The 22,885-nt window shown below is 63.8% G+C and carries 11 protein-coding genes; all 11 read left to right on the forward strand.

Going from position 1 to position 22,885, the window contains the following annotated elements:
* The first annotated feature begins 128 nt into the window (after positions 1–128).
* The 11 genes from WKV53_RS15035 (at position 129) to WKV53_RS15085 (ending at position 22,772) form a co-directional block, all read left to right on the forward strand.
* Positions 129–536 (forward strand): hypothetical protein, encoded by a 408-nt coding sequence (locus tag WKV53_RS15035; RefSeq protein ID WP_341405590.1) that lies wholly within the window; start codon positions 129–131, stop codon positions 534–536.
* 294 nt (positions 537–830) lie between these two features.
* Positions 831–1,694, forward strand: a complete 864-nt coding sequence (locus tag WKV53_RS15040; protein ID WP_341405591.1) for an MYG1 family protein — start codon at positions 831–833, stop codon at positions 1,692–1,694.
* 199 nt (positions 1,695–1,893) lie between these two features.
* Positions 1,894–2,733: a hypothetical protein gene (locus WKV53_RS15045; protein ID WP_341405592.1), complete on the forward strand. Its 840-nt coding sequence runs from the start codon at positions 1,894–1,896 to the stop codon at positions 2,731–2,733.
* 634 nt (positions 2,734–3,367) lie between these two features.
* Entirely contained in the window at positions 3,368–4,945 is a 1,578-nt protein-coding gene (locus WKV53_RS15050) for a ShlB/FhaC/HecB family hemolysin secretion/activation protein (RefSeq protein ID WP_341405593.1), read from the forward strand.
* Positions 4,946–4,986: 41 nt separating this feature from the next.
* Positions 4,987–6,855 carry a DUF2341 domain-containing protein gene (locus tag WKV53_RS15055; protein WP_341405594.1) on the forward strand — a complete coding sequence of 623 codons (1,869 nt, stop codon included), beginning with the start codon at positions 4,987–4,989 and terminating at the stop codon, positions 6,853–6,855.
* Between the two features lie 25 nt (positions 6,856–6,880).
* Entirely contained in the window at positions 6,881–7,288 is a 408-nt protein-coding gene (locus tag WKV53_RS15060; protein WP_341405595.1) for an ExbD/TolR family protein, read from the forward strand.
* A 5-nt stretch (positions 7,289–7,293) separates the two neighbouring features.
* Positions 7,294–7,959 carry an energy transducer TonB gene (locus WKV53_RS15065; RefSeq protein WP_341405596.1) on the forward strand — a complete coding sequence of 222 codons (666 nt, stop codon included), beginning with the start codon at positions 7,294–7,296 and terminating at the stop codon, positions 7,957–7,959.
* Between the two features lie 47 nt (positions 7,960–8,006).
* Complete coding sequence (locus tag WKV53_RS15070) at positions 8,007–9,854, forward strand: putative porin (RefSeq protein WP_341405597.1); 1,848 nt, start codon at positions 8,007–8,009, stop codon at positions 9,852–9,854.
* A gap of 2 nt (positions 9,855–9,856) precedes the next feature.
* Positions 9,857–10,522, forward strand: coding sequence for a hypothetical protein (locus tag WKV53_RS15075; protein WP_341405598.1), 666 nt, complete (start codon positions 9,857–9,859; stop codon positions 10,520–10,522).
* Positions 10,523–10,611: 89 nt separating this feature from the next.
* Positions 10,612–11,517 (forward strand): peptidylprolyl isomerase, encoded by a 906-nt coding sequence (locus WKV53_RS15080; RefSeq protein ID WP_341405599.1) that lies wholly within the window; start codon positions 10,612–10,614, stop codon positions 11,515–11,517.
* A 26-nt stretch (positions 11,518–11,543) separates the two neighbouring features.
* Positions 11,544–22,772, forward strand: coding sequence for a filamentous hemagglutinin family protein (locus WKV53_RS15085; protein ID WP_341405600.1), 11,229 nt, complete (start codon positions 11,544–11,546; stop codon positions 22,770–22,772).
* Positions 22,773–22,885: the final 113 nt, after the last annotated feature.

Raw genomic sequence — 22,885 nt, forward strand, 5'->3', positions numbered from 1 at the left:
ATGCTTGCGGAGGCGCTAGCCGAGCGGAAGGAGGAAATGGGGTGGTGGTGGTGTCGCATCGCGGCAACTCGTCGTGTGACTTCACGCTTTCCCCGGCGATTGGCCGGAGGGATGCTTTTGCGGTGAGCGTGATCCGTTACTTCGCGAGTCTGCGGGTGCCGAAGCTGGTGCTGTGGTGCTACCTGGCGTGGTATCTGACGATCGTGTCGTGCTACTTCGATCCGTCGCCGGTGGTGTGGCTGACGGCGCTGGGGATGGGCTCGCTGATCGGGATCGCGCTGGTGTTTGCGACGAAGGTGCAGGGGCAGGCGATGGAGCGGTGGACGGTGGTGCGGCTGTTCATGTTTCCGTTTTGTGTTTCGAGTTACTCGACGTTGGTGAAGGGGAAGGGATTCGTGCTGGTGTTTCCGATGCATCGAGGGCCGTTGCTGGCCGGGGTCGGGGCTTGTGTGGGGGTGGTGGTGTTCCGGTGGGTTTGCCGGTGGGTGGTGGGTGGGAAAGAGAAGGCGCGGGATGTGGGTGCGGGGATTGCGTGATTTTGGACAGGTCCGGGGATGGGACGTGTCGACGGAACGTCGACACCCCTTATGGAGAGGGTGAAGCGGGGGTCTTACGATGCGGCTTGTGGCCGCTAGTCAGCGACGGCCGTAGAGGCGCCGCTGCATTTTTGGGGTGGGCTGGACTGGTGATCGGGGGCGGCGATGTGTTGGCGGAGCGCGAGAAGCCGGAAGGACGCAGTCCTTCCGCTACCCTTGGAAATGCCGTGACGCGGGTGTTGCGTGGTTGCGCGGTCGGCCTATGGTCGCGGGCCTTTCCGATCTGACCTGACCATGTCCACTTCACCTGCCATCGAACGCATTGTCACTCATCCGGGTGGCTCGCATAAGGACGAGCTTCTTGCGTGCAGCTTGCTGGCTGCGGTGCATGGGGTGGAGATCCTGCGGCGGGAGCCGACGGCGGAGGATCTGGCGGATCCGGCGACGGCGGTGGTGGATGTGGGTGGCGAGCATGCGCCGGAGCGGAACAATTTCGACCATCACCAGTTTCCCGCGGATCATCCGCCGGTGTGTGCGCTGAGCCTGGTGCTGCAGCATCTGGGTCTCTACGAGGATGCTCGTACTTTCTGCGATTGGCTGGAGCCGGCGGAGTGGTTCGACACGCGCGGGCCGAATGTGACGGCGAAGTGGCTGGGGCTGGACCGGGATACGCTGGCGAAGCTGAATTCGCCGATCGATGTGACCTTGCTGCGGCGGTTTGCGAAGGCGAGCCGGCTGGCGCCGGGCGATGTGATTTATGAGATGATGCGGATGACCGGCCAGGATCTGATCGATTATGTGCGGTCGCTGCGGCTGCGGTTGGATTTCGTGGCGGCGCATGCGCAGCTGTGGACGGTGGCGGGTGAGGAGATCCTGTTCCTGCCGCGGACGGAGCCGATGCCGGATGAGCCGTCGTCGGGGATCGGACGTTATTTGGAGTCGATCGGGAAGGAGAAGGAGGTTTCGGCGCTGGTGTATCCGGACCGGCGTGGGACGGGCTATGGGCTTTCGCGGAACAATGATCACCCGGCGTTTGATTTCACGCGGATCGAGGGTGAGGCGGATGTGCACTTCGCGCACGCGCGCGGGTTTGTGGCGAAGACTTCGGCGGCGGATTTGGGAAGGTTGAGGGAGTTGTTGGAGGTGGCGCGGGTTTGATGGGGTTTCAATTAACCGCAGAGAGCGCAGAGATCGCAAAGATGGGGATCGGGGACTGAGGGCTTTCCGCTTTTCCGGTATGCTTAGGAGAGCGGAAAAGCGGAATTCCCGGCAACGTGAGTTCTATTTTTGGTGCCGTCGAAATAGTCTCCGGGCTTCTATCGTCTGGTAGGATGTGATGCGGCTTTCCAAGCGTCTTGTGTGGCTTCTCCTGCTTCTGCCGTGCTCGCTGCCGGCGCGGGCTGCTGAAGACGAGGCTTGGCGGGCGATTCTCGGGCGCTGGAAGCAGGCGTCGGAGAAGGAGATCAAAGGTGTTGAGGATGCCTTTGATCTTGAGGCATCCGCGAAGGAGGTGCGTGCCTGGATTTCTGCGGGTGCGCGGGAGATGGAGCCGGTGACGGAGAGGAGTGCCCGGCAGAAGTATTCGTATATCGCCTTTGATTTTATCGTCGCGAAGGGTTGGGCGGCGGCGGGAGACTATGAGAAGGCGCTGCGATATCTGAAGGCCGGGGCTGCCCAGCCGGGCGTGTTTCTCCATGAAACGCGGAATCCGAATTACTTCGCGCTCGATGTTTTCAAGCTCCACGCGGAGATCATGGCCCGTACCGGCAAGGTCTTCGATATCCCGTATTCGGGATACCAAGTGTTTGCGGGGCCGTCTTCAAAAGGGGTGTCGCGCTATGCTTTCGTCTGGGAGCCGGAGGGAGACGAAATTGGCAGCATCACGGTTCAGGGAGTGGACGAGGACGAGCAGCGTTTCGAAATCACGCTCCTCGAATGCGGGCCCGACAAGCGTTGTCGATATGGCGACAGCGCTCAAGTGGTCAGCAAGCGAGGAAGGCTGAAGGTGTCCACGGCGGAGCGCCGGGACGGGTTCGTGCTGGTCTTGAGAGGCGTGACGAAATTCGTGGAATTCAAAGGTGAACTCATGGTTCCGTTCGTGCGTCCTTCGGAGCGGGCGAAGATCGAGCTGCGCCTTGATCGTGAGGACGGGATCGAGCAGCCGGTGGTGGCGATTGCGCGGATGGGGCAGATCTAGCGTTGGCCGCGTCCTTGTGGATGGGGAGCGGGAGTCTCACGATGCGGCTTTGTGGCCGCTAGTCAGCGACGCTCATAGAGACGCCGCTACAATTTGGTGGGCGAGCTGAGGGTTTCCGAGGGCGGTGAGAACTGCTTCGACCGCACTCGGAGAGTGCGGACTACTTTGGCGTGGGGGTCACTCTGGCACTCCACTATTCCCGAATGCCTCTATCGTGGAATTATTGGAGTGATGGATGGTCCGGTGTGAAGGGGTGGATGGGCGCGAATTGCTACGGGTGTTTCCGTAATTTTTGCGGGGTGGTTGGGGAGAGCGGTGGAGGTGGTGTGGGGTGGTCCGCGAGGGCGAGGTGGGTCCTTTCCGCGGGTGTGTGGCGAAAACGTCAGCGGGGGATTCGTTGAGAATGAGGTGGTTGTTAGGGCGGGTGGGGCTTTGACACCGAAACGTCACCGGAAGTGTGACGCGAGCGTGACGGAAGCGTCACTTGAGGTGGATTGAGAGGGAACGGGGTGGGCGGCATATGGCGCGGGCTTTGAGGGAACCCACCATGCCCGTCGTCCCGACATCCTTCCGACTTTTCCAACGTCCGCCGGGCGTGGGGTGGTTGTGTTTATTTGGGGTTATTTCCTCTGCGGTGGTTGCCGAGGAGGCAGGTCCGGCTCAGGCACCTGCCGCTGTTGCGGAAGCGGCGCCGGCACCGCGGCCGATGTATATCCGCCAGTATCGCGTGCGGGGATCGAAGACGCTGAGTGCGGCGGAGGTGCAGACGGCGGTGTATCCTTATCTCGGGCCGGGGCGCTTGCCGACGGATGTGGATGCGGCGCGGGCGGCGCTGGAGAAGGCCTATCACGACAAGGGCTTCAAGGCGGTGTCGGTGATCATTCCGGAGCAGCGGATCCGCCAGGGCATCGTGATGCTGCAGGTGGAGGAGAATCCGGTCGGGCGCTTGCGGGTGCGCGGGGCACAGTTCACCTCGCCCTCGGCGATCACGTCGCAGGCGCACTCGATGGAGGAGGGCAAGCCGATCGACTTCACGGGTCTAACAGAAGAGGTGACGGCGATGAACCAGATCCCGGGCCGGACGGTGACGCCGTCGCTGAAGCCCGGCGTGGTGCCCGGCACGGTGGATGTGGATCTCACGGTGAAGGACGAGCTGCCGGCGCATGGCAGCCTGGAGCTGAACAACCGCTACAGCGCGGATACCGAGCCGCTGCGGCTGAATGGCGCGCTGTCCTATGACAATCTCTGGCAGCTGGGGCACTCGGCCGGTGTGAATTTCCAGATCGCTCCCGAGGACACCAATGACGCGCTGGTCTACGGCGGCTACTACATGGTGCGGCTGCAGGATCACCCGATGTGGTCGATCATGCTGCAAGGGACCAAGCAGGACAGCGATGTCTCGACGCTGGGTGGAGCGAACTCGTTGGGCCGCGGCGAGATCATCGGCATGCGTGCGATCCGGACGCTGCCGGTGGGGAAGAATCTCTATCACTCGCTGAGCCTGGGCTTCGACTACAAGCACTACAACGACTCGACGACCATCGGCGGCATCTCGCTGCCCGCGCCGATCACCTACTATCCCTTCAGCGCGCTCTACACGGCATCGATCCAGGGCAAGGCGGCGACGAAGGACAAGGTGGACCGCATCGACATCAATGCGGGCGTGACGTGGGCCTTCCGCGGCCTCGGCGATTCCGAGTATGACTATGCGACGAAGCGCTACCTGGCGAACGGCGGCTTCATTTACTTCCGCGGCGATATTTCGAAGACGCGCGACCTGACGAATGGCTTCCAGTGGTTCGCGAAGATCCAGGGGCAGGCCTCGAACGAGCCGCTGATCAATGCGGAGCAGTTCTCCGGCGGCGGCCTTGGCACGGTGCGCGGCTACCTCGAGTCGGCGGTGGTGGGTGACGATGGCATCTTCGGCACCTTTGAATTCCGCAGTCCCTCGCTGCTGCCGAAGAGCTGGAGCCATGGCGAGGAAGACGACCTGCGCGTGTATGCCTTCATCGATGGCGGCGTGACCAGCATCCACGATGCGCTGCCGGCGCAGAGCAGCGGCGAGCAGCTGGGCAGTGTCGGTATTGGCACACGCGGGCGGATGTTCGAGCACTTCAATGGTTCGCTGGATGCTGCCTATCCGCTTTTCGACAGTCCCACGGGCGACGACCAAAACGTGATGTACACCTTCCGCCTGTGGGGCGACTTCTGACCGATTGCCGATTGATTTGATCCTTCCCGATTCGTTTCACCATGACCTTCCGTCTTTTCACCATCTCCGCGCTGCTTGCCGCAGCTCCACTTCACGCCGCTGACGAAAAAGCAGCCGACGGCTGGTGGAATCCCGCGTGGACGCAACGCCAGAAGATCACGATCGATGCCGGTGCGGAAACCAAGCTGCCTGATGCGACCGGCCCGGCGAGCGTGCTGATCCGCCTGCATGATGGCAATTTCCAGTTCGACAAGGTGGCGCAGGGCGGCGCGGACCTGCGCTTCGTGGGCGACGATGGCACGGTCTATCCGCACCAGGTGGAGAAGTTCGACTCCTCGCTGCTCAATGAAGGCCTGGTGTGGGTGAAGGTGCCGGAGATCTCGCCGGGCGGGCCGACGACCTTCAATCTCTACTATGGCAATGGCGCGCCGGACGCGGGCAACAAGCCGACGGATGCGTACGACGAGAATACCGCGGCGCTCTATCACTTCGCCGAGACGGCGGGCAATCCCGCAGACGCGACCGCGAATGCGAACAATGCCTCGAACGCTGGCGTGTCCTCGCAAGGCTCGCTGGTGGGGAACGGCCTGCGCCTGCTCGGCAACGGCGAGCCGGTAACCATCCCGCCGACGCCATCGCTGGCGTGGTCGGAAGGACAGGCCGCGACGGTGTCCGTGTGGATCAATCCTTCGGCGCTGGAAGCGAATGCGGTGATCCTTTCCCGCAGTGAAGGTGGCAAGTTGTTCCGCCTGGTTTTGGACAAGGGCGTGCCGGTCGTGGAAGTCGGCAGCACGCGCAGCACGGCCGGAGCTCCGCTGCCGGAGAAGGCATGGGCCCACCTCGCGGTGGTCAGCAATGCCGGTGCGGTGAAGCTTTATGTGAATGGCGCGGAATACTCGCTCGCCCAGGCAGCGCTGCCTGCGCTGAACAGCGCGATCGCCATCGGCGGAGATGGCACGGGTGGCCGCTTCAAGGGTGAGATCGATGAGCTTCGTTTCGACAAGGTGGCACGCAGCGGCGGCTGGGTGAAGCTGGCTGCGGTTTCGCAGGGCACCACGGATGCCGCGCAGCGTCTGGTTTCGCTTGGCTCCGCGGACGCGGGCACGGGCGGTGGCGAGAAGAAGCACAGCGGCGGTGTGATGGAGCACCTGGCGCTCTTCGGCGACATCGCGCACAACATGATGTTCGACGGCTGGATGGCGATCGGCGTGTGCATCATCATGATCATCGCGGGCTGGACGGTCGCGATCAAGAAGTTCGCCTACCTCAACTCGATCGACAAGGGCACGAAGGAATTCATGCGGCTGTGGAAGAACCTTTCCAGCGACTTGACCGCGCTCGATCACAGCGACAAGGCCAGCGTGAAGAGCCTGGGCGGCACTGCTCCCGATACGGCCACCGAGGCACTGATCCGCAAGTCGCCGCTGTTTGAAATCTATCAGATCGGGTCGACCGAGATCCGCCACCGCCTGGAGCAAGACCGCGCGCACCGCAAGGGCCTGACGGGTCGCTCGATCCAGGCGATCCGCGCCAGCCTCGATGGCGGCCTGGTCCATGAGACACACCGCCTGACGAACGGGCTGGTGTTCCTCACAATGAGCATCGCGGGTGGCCCGTATGTCGGCCTGCTCGGCACGGTGGTCGGGGTGATGATCACCTTCGCGATCATCGCGAAGAGCGGCGAGGTGAACGTGAACTCGATCGCGCCCGGCATTGCGTCCGCGCTGCTGGCGACGGTGGTCGGCCTGGTTGTCGCGATCCCGGCGCTCTTCATTTACAGCTACCTGAACTCGCGCATCAAGAACGCCACAGCGCTGATGCAGGTCTTCATCGACGAGTTCGTCGCGAAGATGGCCGAGTTCTACCAAGGGTCGGAAAACTCCGGCACGGTCTCCAAGACCATCGAGTAATCCCTAACAAAACCAACGTCCTGCCATGGCCTCTGCCGACGACAAGAGCTACGACGACATCAACGTCACGCCGATGGTGGACCTCTACCTGGTGCTGCTGCTGATTTTCATCATCATGACCACTGCCGGCGTGCAGGGGGTGAAGGTGGAGCTGCCGCGCGCGAGCAAGGCGGCCGCGCCGAAGATGGACGGCCCGAAGATGCAGGCCATCACCGTGGACAACCAGGGCAAGATCCGCCTGAACACCACGCCGATCGGCTCGCTGGCCGAGCTGGAAAGCAAGCTGAGTGCGGTGAAAGCCGCCGCCCCGGAAACGCCGGTGGTGGTGCGCGGTGACCGTGCCGCGCAGTACCAGGGTGTGATGGACGTGCTCGATGTGGTCGGGCGCGTGGGCATCACGAAGATCGGCCTTGCCACCGAACCCGCCAAGTAACCGTCATGGCTTTCGCAGAAAAGATCATCAGCGGTGTCATTGGCCTGAGTGTGGCCTTTGTCGCGCTCGCGTTCACGTCCTGCAGCAAGGAGGAGCCGAAGAAGAAAAAGGCCGCGGTCGTCGAGATCACGCTGCCGCCTCCTCCTCCACCACCGCCGCCGCCGCCACCACCACCGAAGGAAGAACCGCCGCCGGAGGAGCAGAAGCAGGAGATGATCGCGCAGGAGGAGATTCCGCAGGAGGCTCCGCCCGAGCCCGATGCATCGAATGATGAGCCTGCGGGAGACAATGGCGCCGACCTTCCCTCGGGGAATGGTGAGGGCAATGGCTTCGGCCCAGGTGGCAAGGGAGGCAAGGGCGGCACTGGCAGCGGTCGCCGCGGCATTCCCGCCGGCAAGTATGACGGCGCGGCGCGGATGCTGATCCGCACGCTGCAAGCCGAGTTGACGCGCAATTCGAAGACGAGCCATGCGGCCTTCAGCGCGAAGGTGGCAGTGTGGGTCGATTCCACCGGTCGCGTGACGAAGGTGAAGCTGAGTGGTTCCTCCGGTAGCTCCACGGCGGACGACGCGCTCCGCAACGACCTGATCGGCTTCCAACTCCCCGAGTCGCTGCCTTCCGACATGCCGATGCCGATCCACATGCGGCTCTCCGGCAAGAAGACCAAGTGATCCCGATTTCCCCCTGCAAGGCCAACTGATTGACCTTTTTCATCCCAATGCTCCGCTACGATTCCCACCTCCCTCTTTCCACGTTGCTCGCGCTTACCTTGCAAGCGGGACTGCTGCACGCCCAGGAGGCCGCCCCCGGAGGGGCGGTTCCTGAGGAACCCGGCAGCGACCTGCCGGCTCTAACAGAGCCGCAGACCACGGCGCCGGTCGATGCCGCGAATGGTCCTGCCGCAATGATGGCCGGCGGCGGCGTTTCCCAGAACGTGACCATCAACCTGATCAACCGCCTGGTGAAGCGCGGGGTGCTGAGCGCGGAAGACGCGAAGGACCTCGTGACGATGGCGCAGGCCGATGCCGAAGCGGCGCGGCTGCGCGATGAGTCGATGCGGGTCGCGATTGCCGATGCTTCCGCGCCACCGGTGGAGCAGGGCGATGTGGGCGTGAGCTACGTGCCGGAGCCGGTGAAGCAGCAGATGCAGACCGAGATCAAGGCGCAGCTGATGGCGGAGGCGCGCGAGCGTGAGTATTCCGCGAAGAATCCGGAGCCGGAGTGGAAGAAGCAGTGGAAGGTCTTCGGTGACCTGCGCACGCGCTACGAGGGCACCTACTTCGGCGATAGCAACGACAACACCGGCGCCTTCCCGAACTTCAACGCGATCAACACCGGCGCGCCCTTCGATGTCTCGGGCACGCAGTTCTCGCCGCAGCTCAACGTCGACCAGGACCGCGATCGTTTCCGCTTCCGCTTCCGGGCGGGTGCTGCGATCGAGCTTGAGGACGGCTTCAGCGGTGGCTTCCGGGTGGCGACGGGCGAGAGCAGCTCGCCGGTCTCGCCGAACCAATCCTTCGGTGCTTCGGGCGGCAACTTCTCGAAGTATGCGCTGTGGCTGGACCGGGCGTTCCTCTCCTACAACTTCGGCAAGCAGCTGGATGCGGATGTGAACATCGACATCGGGCGCTTTGACAATCCGTTCTTCTCGTCCGAGGTGATGTGGGATGATGACATCGGGATGGACGGGATCGCGATCCGCGGTTCGCACCAGGTCAATGACACGGTGAAGGTCTTCGGCAGCGGCGGTGCATTCCCGATCTTCAACACCGACTACAATTTCGCGACGAACAATCCGGCGAAGTTCGAGAGCACGGACAAGTACCTCTTCGCCGGGCAGATCGGCGTGAACCTGAAGCTCAAGGAGGACCTGACGGCGAAGTTCGCGGTGGCCTACTATGACTTTAGTGGAGCCGAGGGCGAGTTTTCCACGCCTTACACGCCGCTGACCTCATCGGATGCGGGCGATACCGATGGCACGCGCCCGTCCTTCGCGCAGAAGGGGAATACCTACATGCCGCTGCGGGTGATCATCCCGGATGCGAGCAATGGCTTCGGCACGACGAACCAGTGGCAGTACTTTGGCCTGGCGACGCCGTTCAAGAACGTGACGATGACCGGCCGCCTCGACTACGACGGCTACGAGCCGATCCGCCTGTCCGCGGTGGGTGAGCTGATCAAGAACGTGGCCTTCGACGAAGGCCGCCTGTCCGCCTATGGCGTGAACAACCGGGGTCCGACCGGTGCGGGTGGCAACAGCGCCTTCGAAGGTGGCGACTCGGCGTGGTTCCTCAATCTGATCGCCGGCAGCCCGTCCTTCGACAAGCGCGGCGACTGGAATGCCTTCCTCGGCTACCGCTATGTGGAGTCGGATGCTGTCATCGACGGCTTCACCGATTCCGACTTCGGCGGCGGTGGCACCAACATGAAGGGCTTCACCATCGGTGGAAACTACGCCCTCTCGCCCTCGGTGCGCCTCGGTGCGCGCTGGATGAGCGCCAATGAAATCGCAGGACCCACGCTGCAGAGCGACGTCCTCCAGTTCGACATCAACGCCAAGTTCTAACCATGTCCCGCTCCCTTTTGCTCCTTTCCGCCTGCCTGTTGCCCTTCGCCGCCGTGCGCGGTGAGGAAGCCGCTGCCGCGGAAGACCCGCAAGCCGCCGCGAATGCCAAGCTGCGCACGGCGCTGCGCGATAGCATGCTCCAACTCCGGACCGCCCAGACCGAGGCCCAGCAGGCCAAGGCCGACAAGGAGGCTGCCGATGCGAAGATCACCGAGCTGACCAAGAAGGCCGACGCGCTGGCGAAGCAGTCGGCCGAAGACCAGGCGGCCTCGAAGAAATCGATCGAGAGGCTGACGGTGGACTACAAGTCGCTGGAAGAGAAATACGGTGCGCTAGATGCGACGCTGGCGAAGTGGAAGGAGGGCTATACCAAGGCCGCCGCGGTCGCGAATGCGAAGGAAGCGGAGCGTGCGAAGCTGGCCGACGAGAAGTCGGTGCTGCAGGCGAAGGTGCGCGATCACAAGGCGCAGAACCTGGAGCTCTATCGCCTGGCGACCGAGATCCTGGAGCGCTACCGCAGCTTCAGCGTGGGTGAAGCGCTCAAGGCGCGTGAACCCTTCACCGGCATCACCAAGGCGCGCCTTGATACGCTGGTGCAGGACTATCGTGACAAGGTGGAGGATGCACGAATTCCCGCCGAAGGAGAAAAGAAGAAACCTACCCCCTGATCGCAGCGGATCACCTGCGCCGGAGTTGATTTGTTCCACTGCTCCCGTCCCCCTCTTTCCCCCGATTGTTCCCGTTCCCTTTTGTTTTCATGCATTATCGCATTCTTATTTCCTGCCTCGCCCTGCTTGCGCCGTTGTCCGCGCAGACCAAGCCAGCCGCTTCTTCTAACAAAACCGTGGTCGCCAAGGTGGGTGATGCGGAAGTGTATGTGGAGGACGTGCAGAACTGGCTGGCCGGACTTGAACCTGCGCAGCGCGAGGCCGCGGCGAAGCAGCCATCGCTTCTAACAGAGGCGGTGCGCACGCTGCTGGTGCAGCGGCTGGTGTTGCAAGAAGCCGAAGGAAAGAAGTGGGGAGATCGCCCGGAGGTGGCGGCGAAGATCGAGCGCTCGCGGGCGACGATCGTGGCCGAGAGCTACCTGCGCTCGATCGCCGAGCCGGAAGCGGATTTTCCTTCGGAAGAGCTTTTGAAAAAGGCCTATGACGGCGCGGGCGATGCGCTCAATGTGCAACGCCGCCACAAGCTCGCGCAGGTTTTCATCGCTGCTCCTGAAGCGGCGAAGGATAAGGCTGCCAAGGAAGCCGAAGTGGCCGACGTGAAGAAGAAGCTGGCTGCTCCGAATGCCGACTTTGCCGCGATCGCGCGTGCTTCCAGCGAGGAAGCGACGTCCGCTGGCAAGGGTGGCGAGATCGGCTGGCTGGATGAGAACCTCATCGAGGAAGGCATCCGCACGGAGATCACGAAATTGTCCAAAGGCGGGGTAACTGGTGCCATCCAACTCAAGGACGGCTGGCACTTCGTAAAAGTACTAGATCGCGAGGAACCGCGGAAGCTGAGCTTTGACGAAGTGAAGCCCCGTCTAGCCGAGAGGCTCCGTGAGCAGCGTGCGCAGGCCGCCAGCCAGGAGTATGTGGCGAAACTGTTACGTGATCATCCGGTCGTCATCAACGAGATTGAGCTTCCGAAGGTTCTCGCCGAGCCGAAGTCCAAATAACCCCACGCGCTTTCGCTTTCCCTCACATGTCACCCGCTCGCCACCCGCACCGTCTCCTCCGCTCATCGCAGCTCGCAGGCACCGCATTGGTCCTGCTTGGAGAATTGGGTCTGCTCACCGGGCCAGCGATGGCCGGTGACATTTTGCGAGGTGGCAGGGCAGCAGGTTCAGCGCCGACGGGTGCGGCGAATCCAGTGGGCACCACGCCGCCACCGATCGTGCCGGCGGGTGGGACGACGCGTGACTCGCTGGCGCGGACCGCGATGGCGATCCAGTCGGTGCAGGCGATGCAGCTGGCCGCGCGCAATCTTGCGAACAGCGGTGGCAATCACGCGAACACGAATCCTTCGGGTAGCGGTGCAGTCTTGCCAGATGTGCCGGATGGTCTTGGCACGGGTGGCTTGCAGGTCGACTCGCGGGTGACGGGACCGAACTCGACTTTCTGGAAGGGTGCGAACCTGCCGGTGCAGAGCACGACTTCCGGTGGCACCACCACGGTGACGGTGAAGCAGACGGCGCAACAGGCGCTGCTGAACTGGGAGACGATGAACGTCGGCAAGAATACGACGCTCACCTTCGACCAGACCGATGGCGGCTCGAACGTGGGGCAGTGGATTGCGTTCAACTTCGTCAACGACCCGCTCCTGAACCCGACCCAGATCCTCGGCAACATCGAGGCGAAGGGGCAGGTGTACGTGATGAACCGCAACGGGATCGTCTTCGGCGGCAAGTCGCAGGTGAATGTCCACGCGCTGGTGGCATCCGCGCTGCCGATCAACACGAACCTGATCGACCGCGGTCTGCTGAACAATCCGGACCAGCAGTTCCTTTTCTCCGCGCTGGCGATGCCTGCGGGCAATGATGGCATGCCGGCCTTCGATCCCGGTCTGCCGGCGAACACGCGGATCGGTGATGTGATCGTGGAGGCGGGTGCGCAGCTGACTGCGCCGACTTCCGTGGACAAGGTGGGCGGACGCATCGCGCTGGTGGGTGCGAACGTGGTCAACAACGGCTCGATTTCCACGGCGGACGGGCAGACGATCCTGGCGGCTGGATTGCAGGTGGGCTTCGATGCGCACAAGAGCTCGGATCCTTCGCTGCGCGGTCTGGATACCTTCATCGGTGCGGTGGCGGATCCTGCTTCGACGCTGACGGCTTACGCTGGCTCGGCGACGAACAACGGCATCATCGACTCGCCGCGTGCGAACATCACGATGGCGGGCAAGGCAGTGAACCAGATGGGCGTGATCACGAGCACGACCTCGGTCTCGCTCAATGGTCGCATTGACCTGCTGGCGGACTACGATGCGATCGGCAACATCGCGTATGATCCCTCGAGCGCGACCTCGTTCTCTTTCCTCAATCGTTCGTCGGGCAATGTCACGCTTGGTGAGGACAGTGTCACCCGGATCACGCCGGAGCTTTCCAGCACGGACAAGGTGGTGGGCTCGGTGCTGGCGCTGCCTTCGCAGGTGAATGTCCGCGGCAACGTGGTGCACTTCGACGACAACTCGATCCTCTACGCGCCGAGCGCGAACGTGACGGTGAGCGCGGGCACTTGGAATACGATTCCGGCTTCGACGCCGTCTGGAACGCCGGAGTATTCTTACATCCGCTCGGGTGGGCGCATCGATATCGACAGCGGTGCGACGATTGACGTGTCGGGTTCGCAGAACGTGGCTTCGTCGGTGACGTCGAACATCGTGCGTGCGGAATTGCGCGGCACGGAGCTGGCGGATTCGCCGCTGCTGCGCGATGGGCCGCTGCGCGGGCAGACGGTTTACATCGATGTCACGGAGACCGGCGTCTACAATGGCAAGACCTGGGTGGGCACCGCGCTGGCGGACCTGACGGGCTACGTGAACCTGGTGGAGCGCACGGTGGGTGAGCTCACGGCAGCCGGTGGCACCGTGAAGCTGCAGGCCGGTGATGCGGTGGTCATTCGCGACAATGCGGAGGTCAATGTTTCCGGCGGCTGGGTCAACTACGCGGGCGGCGTGGTGCAGACGAGCCGCGTGTCCGCAGGCGGGAAGGTTTTCGACATTTCCGATGCGACTCCGGACCGCGTCTATGACGGTGTCTTCACTGGCAGCAACCTGGTGGTGAACAAGAAGTGGGGCACGGTGCAGGAGTACGTGAATCCCTTCACGCTGAACGGGACCCGCTACCAGGAAGGCTTCACGCAGGGTGGTGCGGGCGGTGCGCTCGATATCGCCGCGGGTTCGGTGGTGCAGGATGGCAAGCTCTCCGGCAATACGGTGGTGGGCACGCGCCAGACGACGAACCAGCCGAAGGCCTCGTCGCTGAGCATTTCGCTGACGGCGCAGCGCATCCTGAATGGCACGCCGGTCGAATACACGCCGCACAACACGACGGTCACTTTCTCTAACAGCAATCCGCAGGCTCCGGTGGCGGACTTCGCGCTCGATGCATCCGGTCATCCGGAGGCGCTGCCGACGGAGCGCTTGAACGATCTTTTCCTCTCGCCTGAATTGTTGGAGGAAAGCGGTTTCGGTGCGCTTTCCGTCCGCTCGCTCGATGGTGACATCGTGGTGGAGGAGGGGGTCGCGCTGAAGGCGGCGCCAAGGGGCTCGATCTCGCTGGCGGGTGCGAATCTCACGGTCAATGGCTCGATCATCGCGCCGGGTGGCACGCTGAGCTTCACGGCCTACAACATTTCGCCGGACACGGTGGCGGACCTGAAGGCGAGCGGCACGACGACGGAGCTGCCGGCGGCGGATCCGAACCGCGGGTTCTTCCGGCTGGGCAGTAATGCGGTGCTGAGCACTGCTGGGCTGATCGCAGATGACCGGCCGCTTTCGCCGACGGCGCAGCAGACGCCGCAGATCATCACCGGTGGCTCGATTTCGGTGACGGCGATGTCGGCACTGCTTGCGGAAGGATCGGTGGCGGATGTGTCCGGCGGCATGATCGCGAGCTCGACCGGCAAGTATACCTATGGCAATGCGGGCAGTCTCTCGATCCTGGCGGGTCGCGATGTTTCTCTCTCGGGTGTCACGGGTGGCACGCTTGCGCTGGGTGGTGAGCTGCGTGGATTCTCGGGCGCGAAGGGCGGCTCGCTGAGCCTGCGCGCGCAAGCGATCCAGGTCGGTGGAGCGGCACCGGCGGGTGTCTTCCATGTCGATCCGACGTTCTTCGACCAAGGTGGCTTCACGAGCTTCTCGCTGACGGGCATCGGCCGTGAAGGTGGCGCGGGGATGGTGATCGCACCGGGCACGACGATCGCGCCGACGGTGACGAGCTGGGTGGCGAACGATACGAATGGAGTACTAGGTTTCTCGGAGATCGTGAAGCCGGAGGGCTTGCGCTCGCCGCTGAGCCTTTCCTTCGGTGCCACTGGTGCGGCCAATGAATTCCTCTCGAACGCGCTGATCCTGCGCGGCGACACGGTGATGGGGGCGGGCTCGGTGATCGATGCGGGGCCGAAGGGCAGCGTGACGCTTTCCGGACAGACGGTGGAGGTGCACGGCTCGGTGCTGGCCGCGGGTGGCTCGATCAAGGTCACGGGTGCGAACAATTTCCCGCTGCCGGGCATCAACCCGGTGGCGCAGAATCCATCGGTGACGGTCCTGATCGGATCGGATGCGGTGCTGGATGCGTCGGGTGAGACTTTCCTGGTTCCCGATTCGTTCGGTCGCAAGCGCGGTGCGGTGCTCGACGGTGGCTCGATCACGGTGTCCGGCAACATTGCCGCGCAGGCGGGGGCGAAGCTGGATGTGTCGGGAAGCAGCGACACGCTGGACCTGCTGCCGGGTGAATCCGGCCGCTCGCTGGATGACATCGCGTCCGGCAGCTCCGGCACGACGAGCAAGCCGTATCAGACGCGAGGCGACTCGATGCTGGTCGAGAGCAACGCGGGCAAGATCACTCTAACAGGAAGCCAGATGCTGCTGTCCGATGCCACGCTGATGGGCGAGGCGGGCGGATCGACGGCGGCCGGCGGGACGCTTTCGGTTTCCTCGGGAAGGTTCTATCTGCTGGGCAATCTGGCGAACCCGGATGACACGACGCTGCTGGTGAAGCAATCGGGCAGCGTGATGGCGAACGGCTTCGTGCCGACGATCGGTGCGAATGCGCCGGTGGATGGCAGCGGGGTGCTGGGTGGCGGACGTTTCGCGGCGGATCATTTCACGGAGGGCGGCTTCGCCAATCTGGATCTGGGTGGCACGATTGGCTTCACGGGCAATGTGGCGATCAATGCCGATGGCCGGATCACGGCGGGCACGGGTCCGGTGATCACGGCGAGCGGCACCGTTTCGCTCAATGCGCGCTACGTGGCGGTGGGGAACAATTTCGACACGCCGAAGCTCTCAAGCGAGTCCCAAGAGAATCCGGAGTATGACGTCAATGGCGTGTTCCGCCGGATGCCGCCGACGAATGGCACCGGTTCGGTATCGATCTCGGCGGGCTTGATCGATGTGGGTGACCTCGCGCTGCGCGATGTGGGCTCGCTCAACCTGACGGCGACGAATGGCGACATCCGCGGCAACGGGACGCTGGCGGTGGCGGGTGACATCACTCTAACAGCGGGGCAGATTTATCCGCCGACCGGGCTTGATTTCACGATCGCGGCCTTCGACTACACGGCGGGTGGCACGGGTCACAAGGGATCGGTGACGATCAATGGCTCGGGCAGCAGGAACCTGCCGCTGTCGGGTGGAGGGAAGCTTTCGGTTTACGGTTCGACGATCGTCCAGAATGGCACGCTGCGCGCGCCGTTTGGCAAGATCCAGCTGGGCTGGGATGGCACGGGCACGGCGCCGTCGGATTTATTCACGGGGCTTTCGTTCACCAAGACGACTTCGCTCACGCTGGGGGCTAACAGCGTCACTTCCGTCTCGGGCATCGATCCGCTGACTGGCAAGGGAATCACGGTGCCGTATGGCGTGAGCTTCGATGGCACGTCGTGGATCGATCCGGGTGGCAATGACATCACGACCTCGGGACCGCCGCAGAAGTCGGTGACGCTTTCGGCTGAATCCGTGACGACGGTGGCGGGCTCGAAGGTGGACATCCGCGGTGGTGGCGAGTTGCAGGCTTACCGCTGGGTGCAGGGGCTGGGTGGTTCGCGGGATATCCTGGCGGACACGGGCAGCTTCGCGATCGTGCCGGGCTATAGCGCGGAGTATGCGCCGTATGCGCCTTTCAATACGGCGTCCTCGCTGGGCGGTGATGCGGGCTTTGTGAATGGCAACCTGCAGGTGGGCGACCAGATCACGCTGGATGGTTCGAGTGGTCTGCCGGCTGGGACTTACACGCTGCTGCCGGCGCGCTATGCGACGCTGGCGGGTGCTTATCTGATCAAGCCGCTGGCGGGTGCCGCGATCGGCACCGTGCCGGTTGCGGATGGTTCGAAGGTGGTGTCGGGCGTGCGCTTCAATGGTCTTGAGGCCAATCGCGATACGCCGCAAATCGTGACGCGCTTCGAGCTCACGCCGCCGACGACGCTGGCGGGTCGTGCGGAGTACACGAAGCTGCTCGCTAACAATTTCTTCACCGGCGGCTCGATCCGCGTTCCGGGTGATTCCGGGCAGTTGGTGCTGGCCGCGACGAAGGCGATGGCGCTGGGTGGCAGCATTTCCTCGGAGGCCGGTGACAAGTTCCGCGGCGGCCTGATCGACATCAGCAGCCCGGTGGATATCCTGATCTCCAATGGCACCGCGACGGGCGGTTCCGGCGTGCTGGTGCTGGACTCCGCGCTGCTCTCCAGCTTCGGTGCCGAGAGCCTGCTGATCGGTGGGGTCCGCACGACGACGGCCGACGGCACGCTGGTGGCGGTGACGACGGGCAACCTGACGGTCGACAATGCCGGTGCGCCGCTCAAGGGCAGCGAAATCATTCTGGCCGCGAAGACGGCGCTGAACATCGAAGACGGCTCGGTCATCCAACAGAGCGGTTCTTCCGAAGGCGACACGCTGATCCTGGGCGATGCGTCGGTGGCGGGCAGCGGCAATGGCGCGCTGCTCCGCGTGAGCGGGCAGACGGATGCGCCGGTGCTGCGCCGCGGAGTGACGCCGGGTGGCACGCCGCGGCTGGAGATCGGTGCGGGTGCCTCGATCAAGGCGACGGGCATCACGCTCGACTCGACTTCTCTAACCGTCATCGATCCGACGGCGGTGCTGACGGCCGATGCGCTGGCGCTGGCCAGCGGTCGCATCAGCCTGGTGCTGGATCCTACGGTCGCTCCGGGAGCGGATGCCGGTCTTGTTTTGAGCGGTGCCACGCTGACCTCGCTGTCTTCGGCGAAGTCGCTGGCGCTTTCGAGCTACTCGTCGATCGACCTGCTTGGTGCGGGTTCGGTGGGCGGGGTTTCCAGCAATGGCAAGCCGGTCATCGACACGCTGTCGCTGCGCGCTGCGGAGATCCGCGGGCTGAATGCGAATGGCGGCGACGTGACCTTCAATGCGCGGGTCATCGAACTCGACAACCGTCCCGGCGGCACTGCCGGTGCGGCGACGCCGGTCACGGGTGGCACGCTTTCCTTCAATGCCGAGACGATCCGCATGGGGATGGGCACGCTCGGTGCGGGTGGCTTTGCGAACTACAATCTCACGGCGAACAAGGGCTTCTCGATTGCTGAGAGCGGCCGCTTCAATGCGGCGGGGAACTTGCAGATCAACGCGCCGCTGATCGACTCGGCGAGCGCGGTGAGCTATGCGCTCACGGCTTCCGGTTCGCTGAAGACCGGCGGTGGTGGAAATGTGACCACGAGCACGACGGCGGGTCTGGGTGCTTCGCTTTCGTTCACCGGTTCATCGGTCGAGCTCGCGTCCAACATCATCTTGCCGAGCGGGAGTGTTTCCGCGCATGCGACCACGGGCAACGTGGTGGTGTCCGGCTCCATCGATGCGGGTGGGTCCGCGCGCCGCTTCATGGATCAGACGCGCTACACCAGCGGCGGGCTGATCAGCCTGACCTCCGATACGGGGAACGTGACGGTGACCGATTCCGGGAAGCTTTCCGTGGCGGCGAAGCCGGGCGGTGGCAATGCGGGCCAGCTCAGCATCTCGGCCATCCATGGCTCGACGACGATCGCCGGGACGATTGCCGGCAAGGGCGGGGCAGGCGGGCACAATGGCAGCTTCTCGCTCGACGTGGGATCGCTGCCATCGCTGGCGAGCCTCGATTCGCAGCTGAACCAGAATTTCTTCACCGGCCAGCGTGCGTATCGCGTGCGGACGGGTGATGTGGCGGTGGATGGCACCGCGCTGGCGGAGAGCTACTCGCTGTCCGCGGATGCGGGCTCGATCACGGTGAGCGGCACGATCGACGTGTCCGGCGCGGAGGGTGGCTCGGTGCGACTGGTGGCGAGCAAGAACCTGACGCTGGCGAGCGGTTCGCTGATCGATGCTTCGGCGGATGATTTCGATTCCGCTGGCAAGGGTGGCGACGTGGTCCTGGAAACGCGCGGCGCTTCGGGCGGTGTGGTTTCGGTCAATGCGGGTTCCACGATTGATCTCTCGGTGGCGAGCAAGACGGCTAACAGCGCTGCGATTGGCGACTTCAGCGGCACGCTGCAGGTGCGTGCGCCGCAACTTTCCGGCGGCACGGATCTCGCGGTGGGCAACCTGGCGGGCACGATCACCGGTGCTTCGAACGTGATCGTGGAAGGTTACAAGACCTACGATCTCACCGGAACCGGCACGATCAGCACGACGGTGCAGAACACGGTGAAGACCGACGCGACGACCTTCGTTTCTAACAGCGCGACGATTGAGAATCGCATCCTGGCGGCGAATGGTGGCACGGCTGGAACGCTCGGCTCGATCCTGACGGTGCGCCCCGGCGCGGAGATCATCAATACGACCGGCGACCTCACGCTCGGTGGTGCCAGCACCTCTGGAAACTCGGGTGACTGGAACCTGGCGACCTTCCGCTTCGGTGCGGAGCAGGTGCCCGGCATCCTGACGCTGCGTGCGGCGGGCAACCTGGTCTTCAACAACAGCCTCACCGACGGCTTCGCGACCGGCGCGTATACCGCGGCGATGCTGGCGAACAATGCGAACCTGGCAGACAACGCCGAGTCTTGGTCGTATCGCCTGGTGGCGGGTGCGGACTTCGCTGCCGCCGACACACGCTCGGTGGTGCCGATGCAGTTTGCGGACAACATTGCGCTGGGAGCTGCGGGCGGTTCGCTGAAGCTCGGCAAGAACGGCGGTGCGGCGATCGTGACTGGCGGCACAGCGGCGCTGACCTCGACGATCCTCAGTGCGACTTCCACTTCCGGTCTCTATCAGGTCATCCGCACCGGTAGCGGTGACATCGACGTCGTCACGGCGGGCGACATCCAGTTGCTGAATGCCTTTGCCTCGATCTACACGGCGGGCACGCAGGTGGCCGATCCGACGATGGGCGGCACCTTTGTCCTGCCGATCAACCGGATGACGGGCAGCACGGGAACGCTGGGTTCGATCCAGCAGACGTCCGGTTCGCCGATCCAGTACACGCTGGGCGGTGGCAATGTGACGCTGAATGCGGGTCACGACATCGTTCACCTGACGAAGACCAGCGCGGGCACGCTGATCCAGGATTCGCAGCGGCAGATGCCGGTGAACTGGCTCTATCGCCGCGGCTACATCAATCCGACCACGGGTGAATTCGGCGCGACGCGGAATGGCGACACCGCCTCGACGACGTGGTGGGTGGACTTCACGAATTTCTTCGAAGGCATCGGTGCGCTGGGCGGTGGCGATGTGAGCCTCACGGCTGGACGCGATGTCAGCAACGTGGACGCGGTGGCACCGACGAATGCGCGGATGCCCGGCGGTAAGCCATCGGCCGACAAGCTGGTGGAACTGGGTGGCGGCGATATCCGCGTGAAGGCGGGCCGCAACATCGATGGCGGTGTTTATTACGTGGAGCGCGGCGAGGGCTCGCTGCTTGCCGGCGCGAACATCACGACGAATTCGACGCGCTCGCCTTCGATCACGATCATCCGCACGCCTTCGCAGGTCAGCGATTCGCGGACGTGGCTGCCGACGACGCTGTTCGTGGGCAAGGGTGGCTTCGACGTGGAAGCGGGTGGTGATATTTTGTTAGGTCCGGTGACGAATCCGTTCCTGCTGCCGCAGGGCTTCAACAACTCGTTCTGGAACAAGACGTGGTTCTCGACCTACTCGTCGGATGCCTCGCTCTCGGTGCAGTCGCTGGGTGGGGATGTGAATTTCCGCGAGTCGGTGGTGGCGGATGGCACGACCGATGCGGTGCCGACGCTGCAGCTGTGGTTTGACAACCAGCTGCGCCTCGGGACGAACCAAGGTTCGGCCTTCTATCAGCCGTGGTTGCGGCTGGTGGAGAGCTCGGTGACGCCGTTCACGGAGGCCTTCCGCCTGATGCCGGGCACGCTTTCGGTCTCGGCCTTCTCGGGCGACATCAATGTCACGGGCTCGATCAATCTCTCGCCGTCCAAGACGGGCAGCCTGGACCTGCTGGCGGCGGGTTCGGTGAACGGGCTTCACACCGCGGGCCTGGGCCTGGTGAACCTGGGTTCGCCGCAGACGTGGGTCTCGGGACGGATCAATGTTTCGGATGCGGATCCATCCGCGATCTATGGGATCACGACTCCCTTCGGCTATCAGACGCTGGTGGGCACTTCCCAAACACGGGCGACGGGAACGATCAACGGCTTCCTCGATTCGTTCGCGAGTCTCTTCGATGAGACCGGCTCGACGAATGGCGTGCTTCAGGAGAAGCAAGCGGTCCACACGTCCGGCGGCCTGCACACGGGCGATACCACGCCGGTGCGGATCTATGCGGATGGTGGAGACATCTCGGGCCTGACGCTGTTCTCACCGAAGGCGGCGCGGGTGATCGCGGGGCAGGATATCCGGGACATCTCGCTGTATTTGCAGCACCTTTCGAGCGATGACGTGAGCCTCGTTTCGGCGGGCCGGGATATCATCGCCTACGACAACTCGACCGATGGACGCGCGACGGCGCGCACCGCGGGCAACGTGACGGTGAACCAGGACTTCGCTCCCGCCGGTGACATCCAGATCGCGGGCCAAGGAACGCTGGAAGTGCTGGCCGGCCGCAACATCGACCTGGGCACGGGTGCGAGCCTCACCGATGGCACGGGCTCCGGCATCACGAGCATTGGCAACGGTCGCAATCCGTATCTGGCCTTCGCGGGGGCGGACATCCTCGCGATGGCGGGTCTGGGCGGCAACGCGGCCTCGCTTGAGGAATCGAATGCGGATTTCGCGGCGTTCATTCCGAAGTTCGTGAAGAGCGAGGAAGGCACGAAGCATCTCAAGGAGCTGGGACTGACGCAGGAGGAATTCGACGCGCTCGACACCGAGGCGATGAACCAGACGGCGCTGGATGTCTTCTTCCTGGTGCTGCGCGACGCGGGCCGGAATCACAACAACCCGGACAGCGACGGCTTCGGCAACTACGATGCGGGCAAGGATGCGATCACGACGCTCTTCCCCGGCGGAGATGGAACTTGGGACGGCGACATCGACACGCGCTCGCGTGACATCCGCACGCGCAACGGCGGAAACATCGCGCTGCTCGCACCGGGTGGCTCGCTGTCGCTGGCCTCGACGGTGGTCGGCACGCCACTGACGCCTCCGGGCATCGTCACGGAGTCGGGTGGCAATATCAATGTCTTCACGGATCTCAATGTGGACCTCGGCATCTCGCGTATCTTCACGCTGCGCGGTGGTGATGAAATCATCTGGTCGACGCGGGGTAACATTGCTGCCGGATCTTCCTCGAAGACGGTGCAATCCGCTCCGCCGACGCGGGTGCTGATCGACCCGCAGAGCGCGGACGTCCGCACCGACCTCGCCGGTCTGGCGACGGGTGGTGGCATCGGTGTTCTCAATACCGTGGCGGGAATCGCGCCGAGCGACGTCGACCTGATCGCACCGGAAGGCACGATCGATGCCGGTGACGCGGGCATCCGGGTCTCGGGCAACCTGAACATCGCGGCAGCGGTGGTGGTGAACGCCGGCAATATCTCGGTGGGTGGTTCCGCCGCGGGCACGAATCCGGGAGCAGTGGCGGCACCGTCCGTGGGCAGCATCACGGCGGCGGCCAATACCACGAGCGCGGCGACGTCCGCGGATCCGGGCCAGCAGAACCGCGCGGCCGAGGAGACGAAGCCACAGGATGTGGTGGAGGAGCCTTCGCTGATCACGGTGGAAGTTCTCGGCTACGGCGGATCCGCCGATGATGAAGAGGACGAAGACAAGAAGGACCAGGGCCAGCAGGAAGTGACGCCGTGAAGCGGGCTGTTTGATCGATGATGCCGGGGAATGAGCCCCGGCGGAGATCGTCATGCCGCTTCGCGGGCCGGGTGAATCCATCACTTTCCAAGCGCGATCTAACAGGTCGTGCG

This window comes from Luteolibacter sp. Y139, from assembly GCF_038066715.1.
Lineage (GTDB): Bacteria > Verrucomicrobiota > Verrucomicrobiia > Verrucomicrobiales > Akkermansiaceae > Haloferula > Haloferula soli.

Coding starts and splice junctions, on each gene's coding strand:
- WKV53_RS15070 (WP_341405597.1), top strand. CDS start 8,007: ATGCTCCGCTACGATTCCCACCTCCCTCTTTCCACGTTGCTCGCGCTT.
- WKV53_RS15080 (WP_341405599.1), top strand. CDS start 10,612: ATGCATTATCGCATTCTTATTTCCTGCCTCGCCCTGCTTGCGCCGTTG.
- WKV53_RS15040 (WP_341405591.1), top strand. CDS start 831: ATGTCCACTTCACCTGCCATCGAACGCATTGTCACTCATCCGGGTGGC.
- WKV53_RS15075 (WP_341405598.1), top strand. CDS start 9,857: ATGTCCCGCTCCCTTTTGCTCCTTTCCGCCTGCCTGTTGCCCTTCGCC.
- WKV53_RS15060 (WP_341405595.1), top strand. CDS start 6,881: ATGGCCTCTGCCGACGACAAGAGCTACGACGACATCAACGTCACGCCG.
- WKV53_RS15055 (WP_341405594.1), top strand. CDS start 4,987: ATGACCTTCCGTCTTTTCACCATCTCCGCGCTGCTTGCCGCAGCTCCA.
- WKV53_RS15065 (WP_341405596.1), top strand. CDS start 7,294: ATGGCTTTCGCAGAAAAGATCATCAGCGGTGTCATTGGCCTGAGTGTG.
- WKV53_RS15085 (WP_341405600.1), top strand. CDS start 11,544: ATGTCACCCGCTCGCCACCCGCACCGTCTCCTCCGCTCATCGCAGCTC.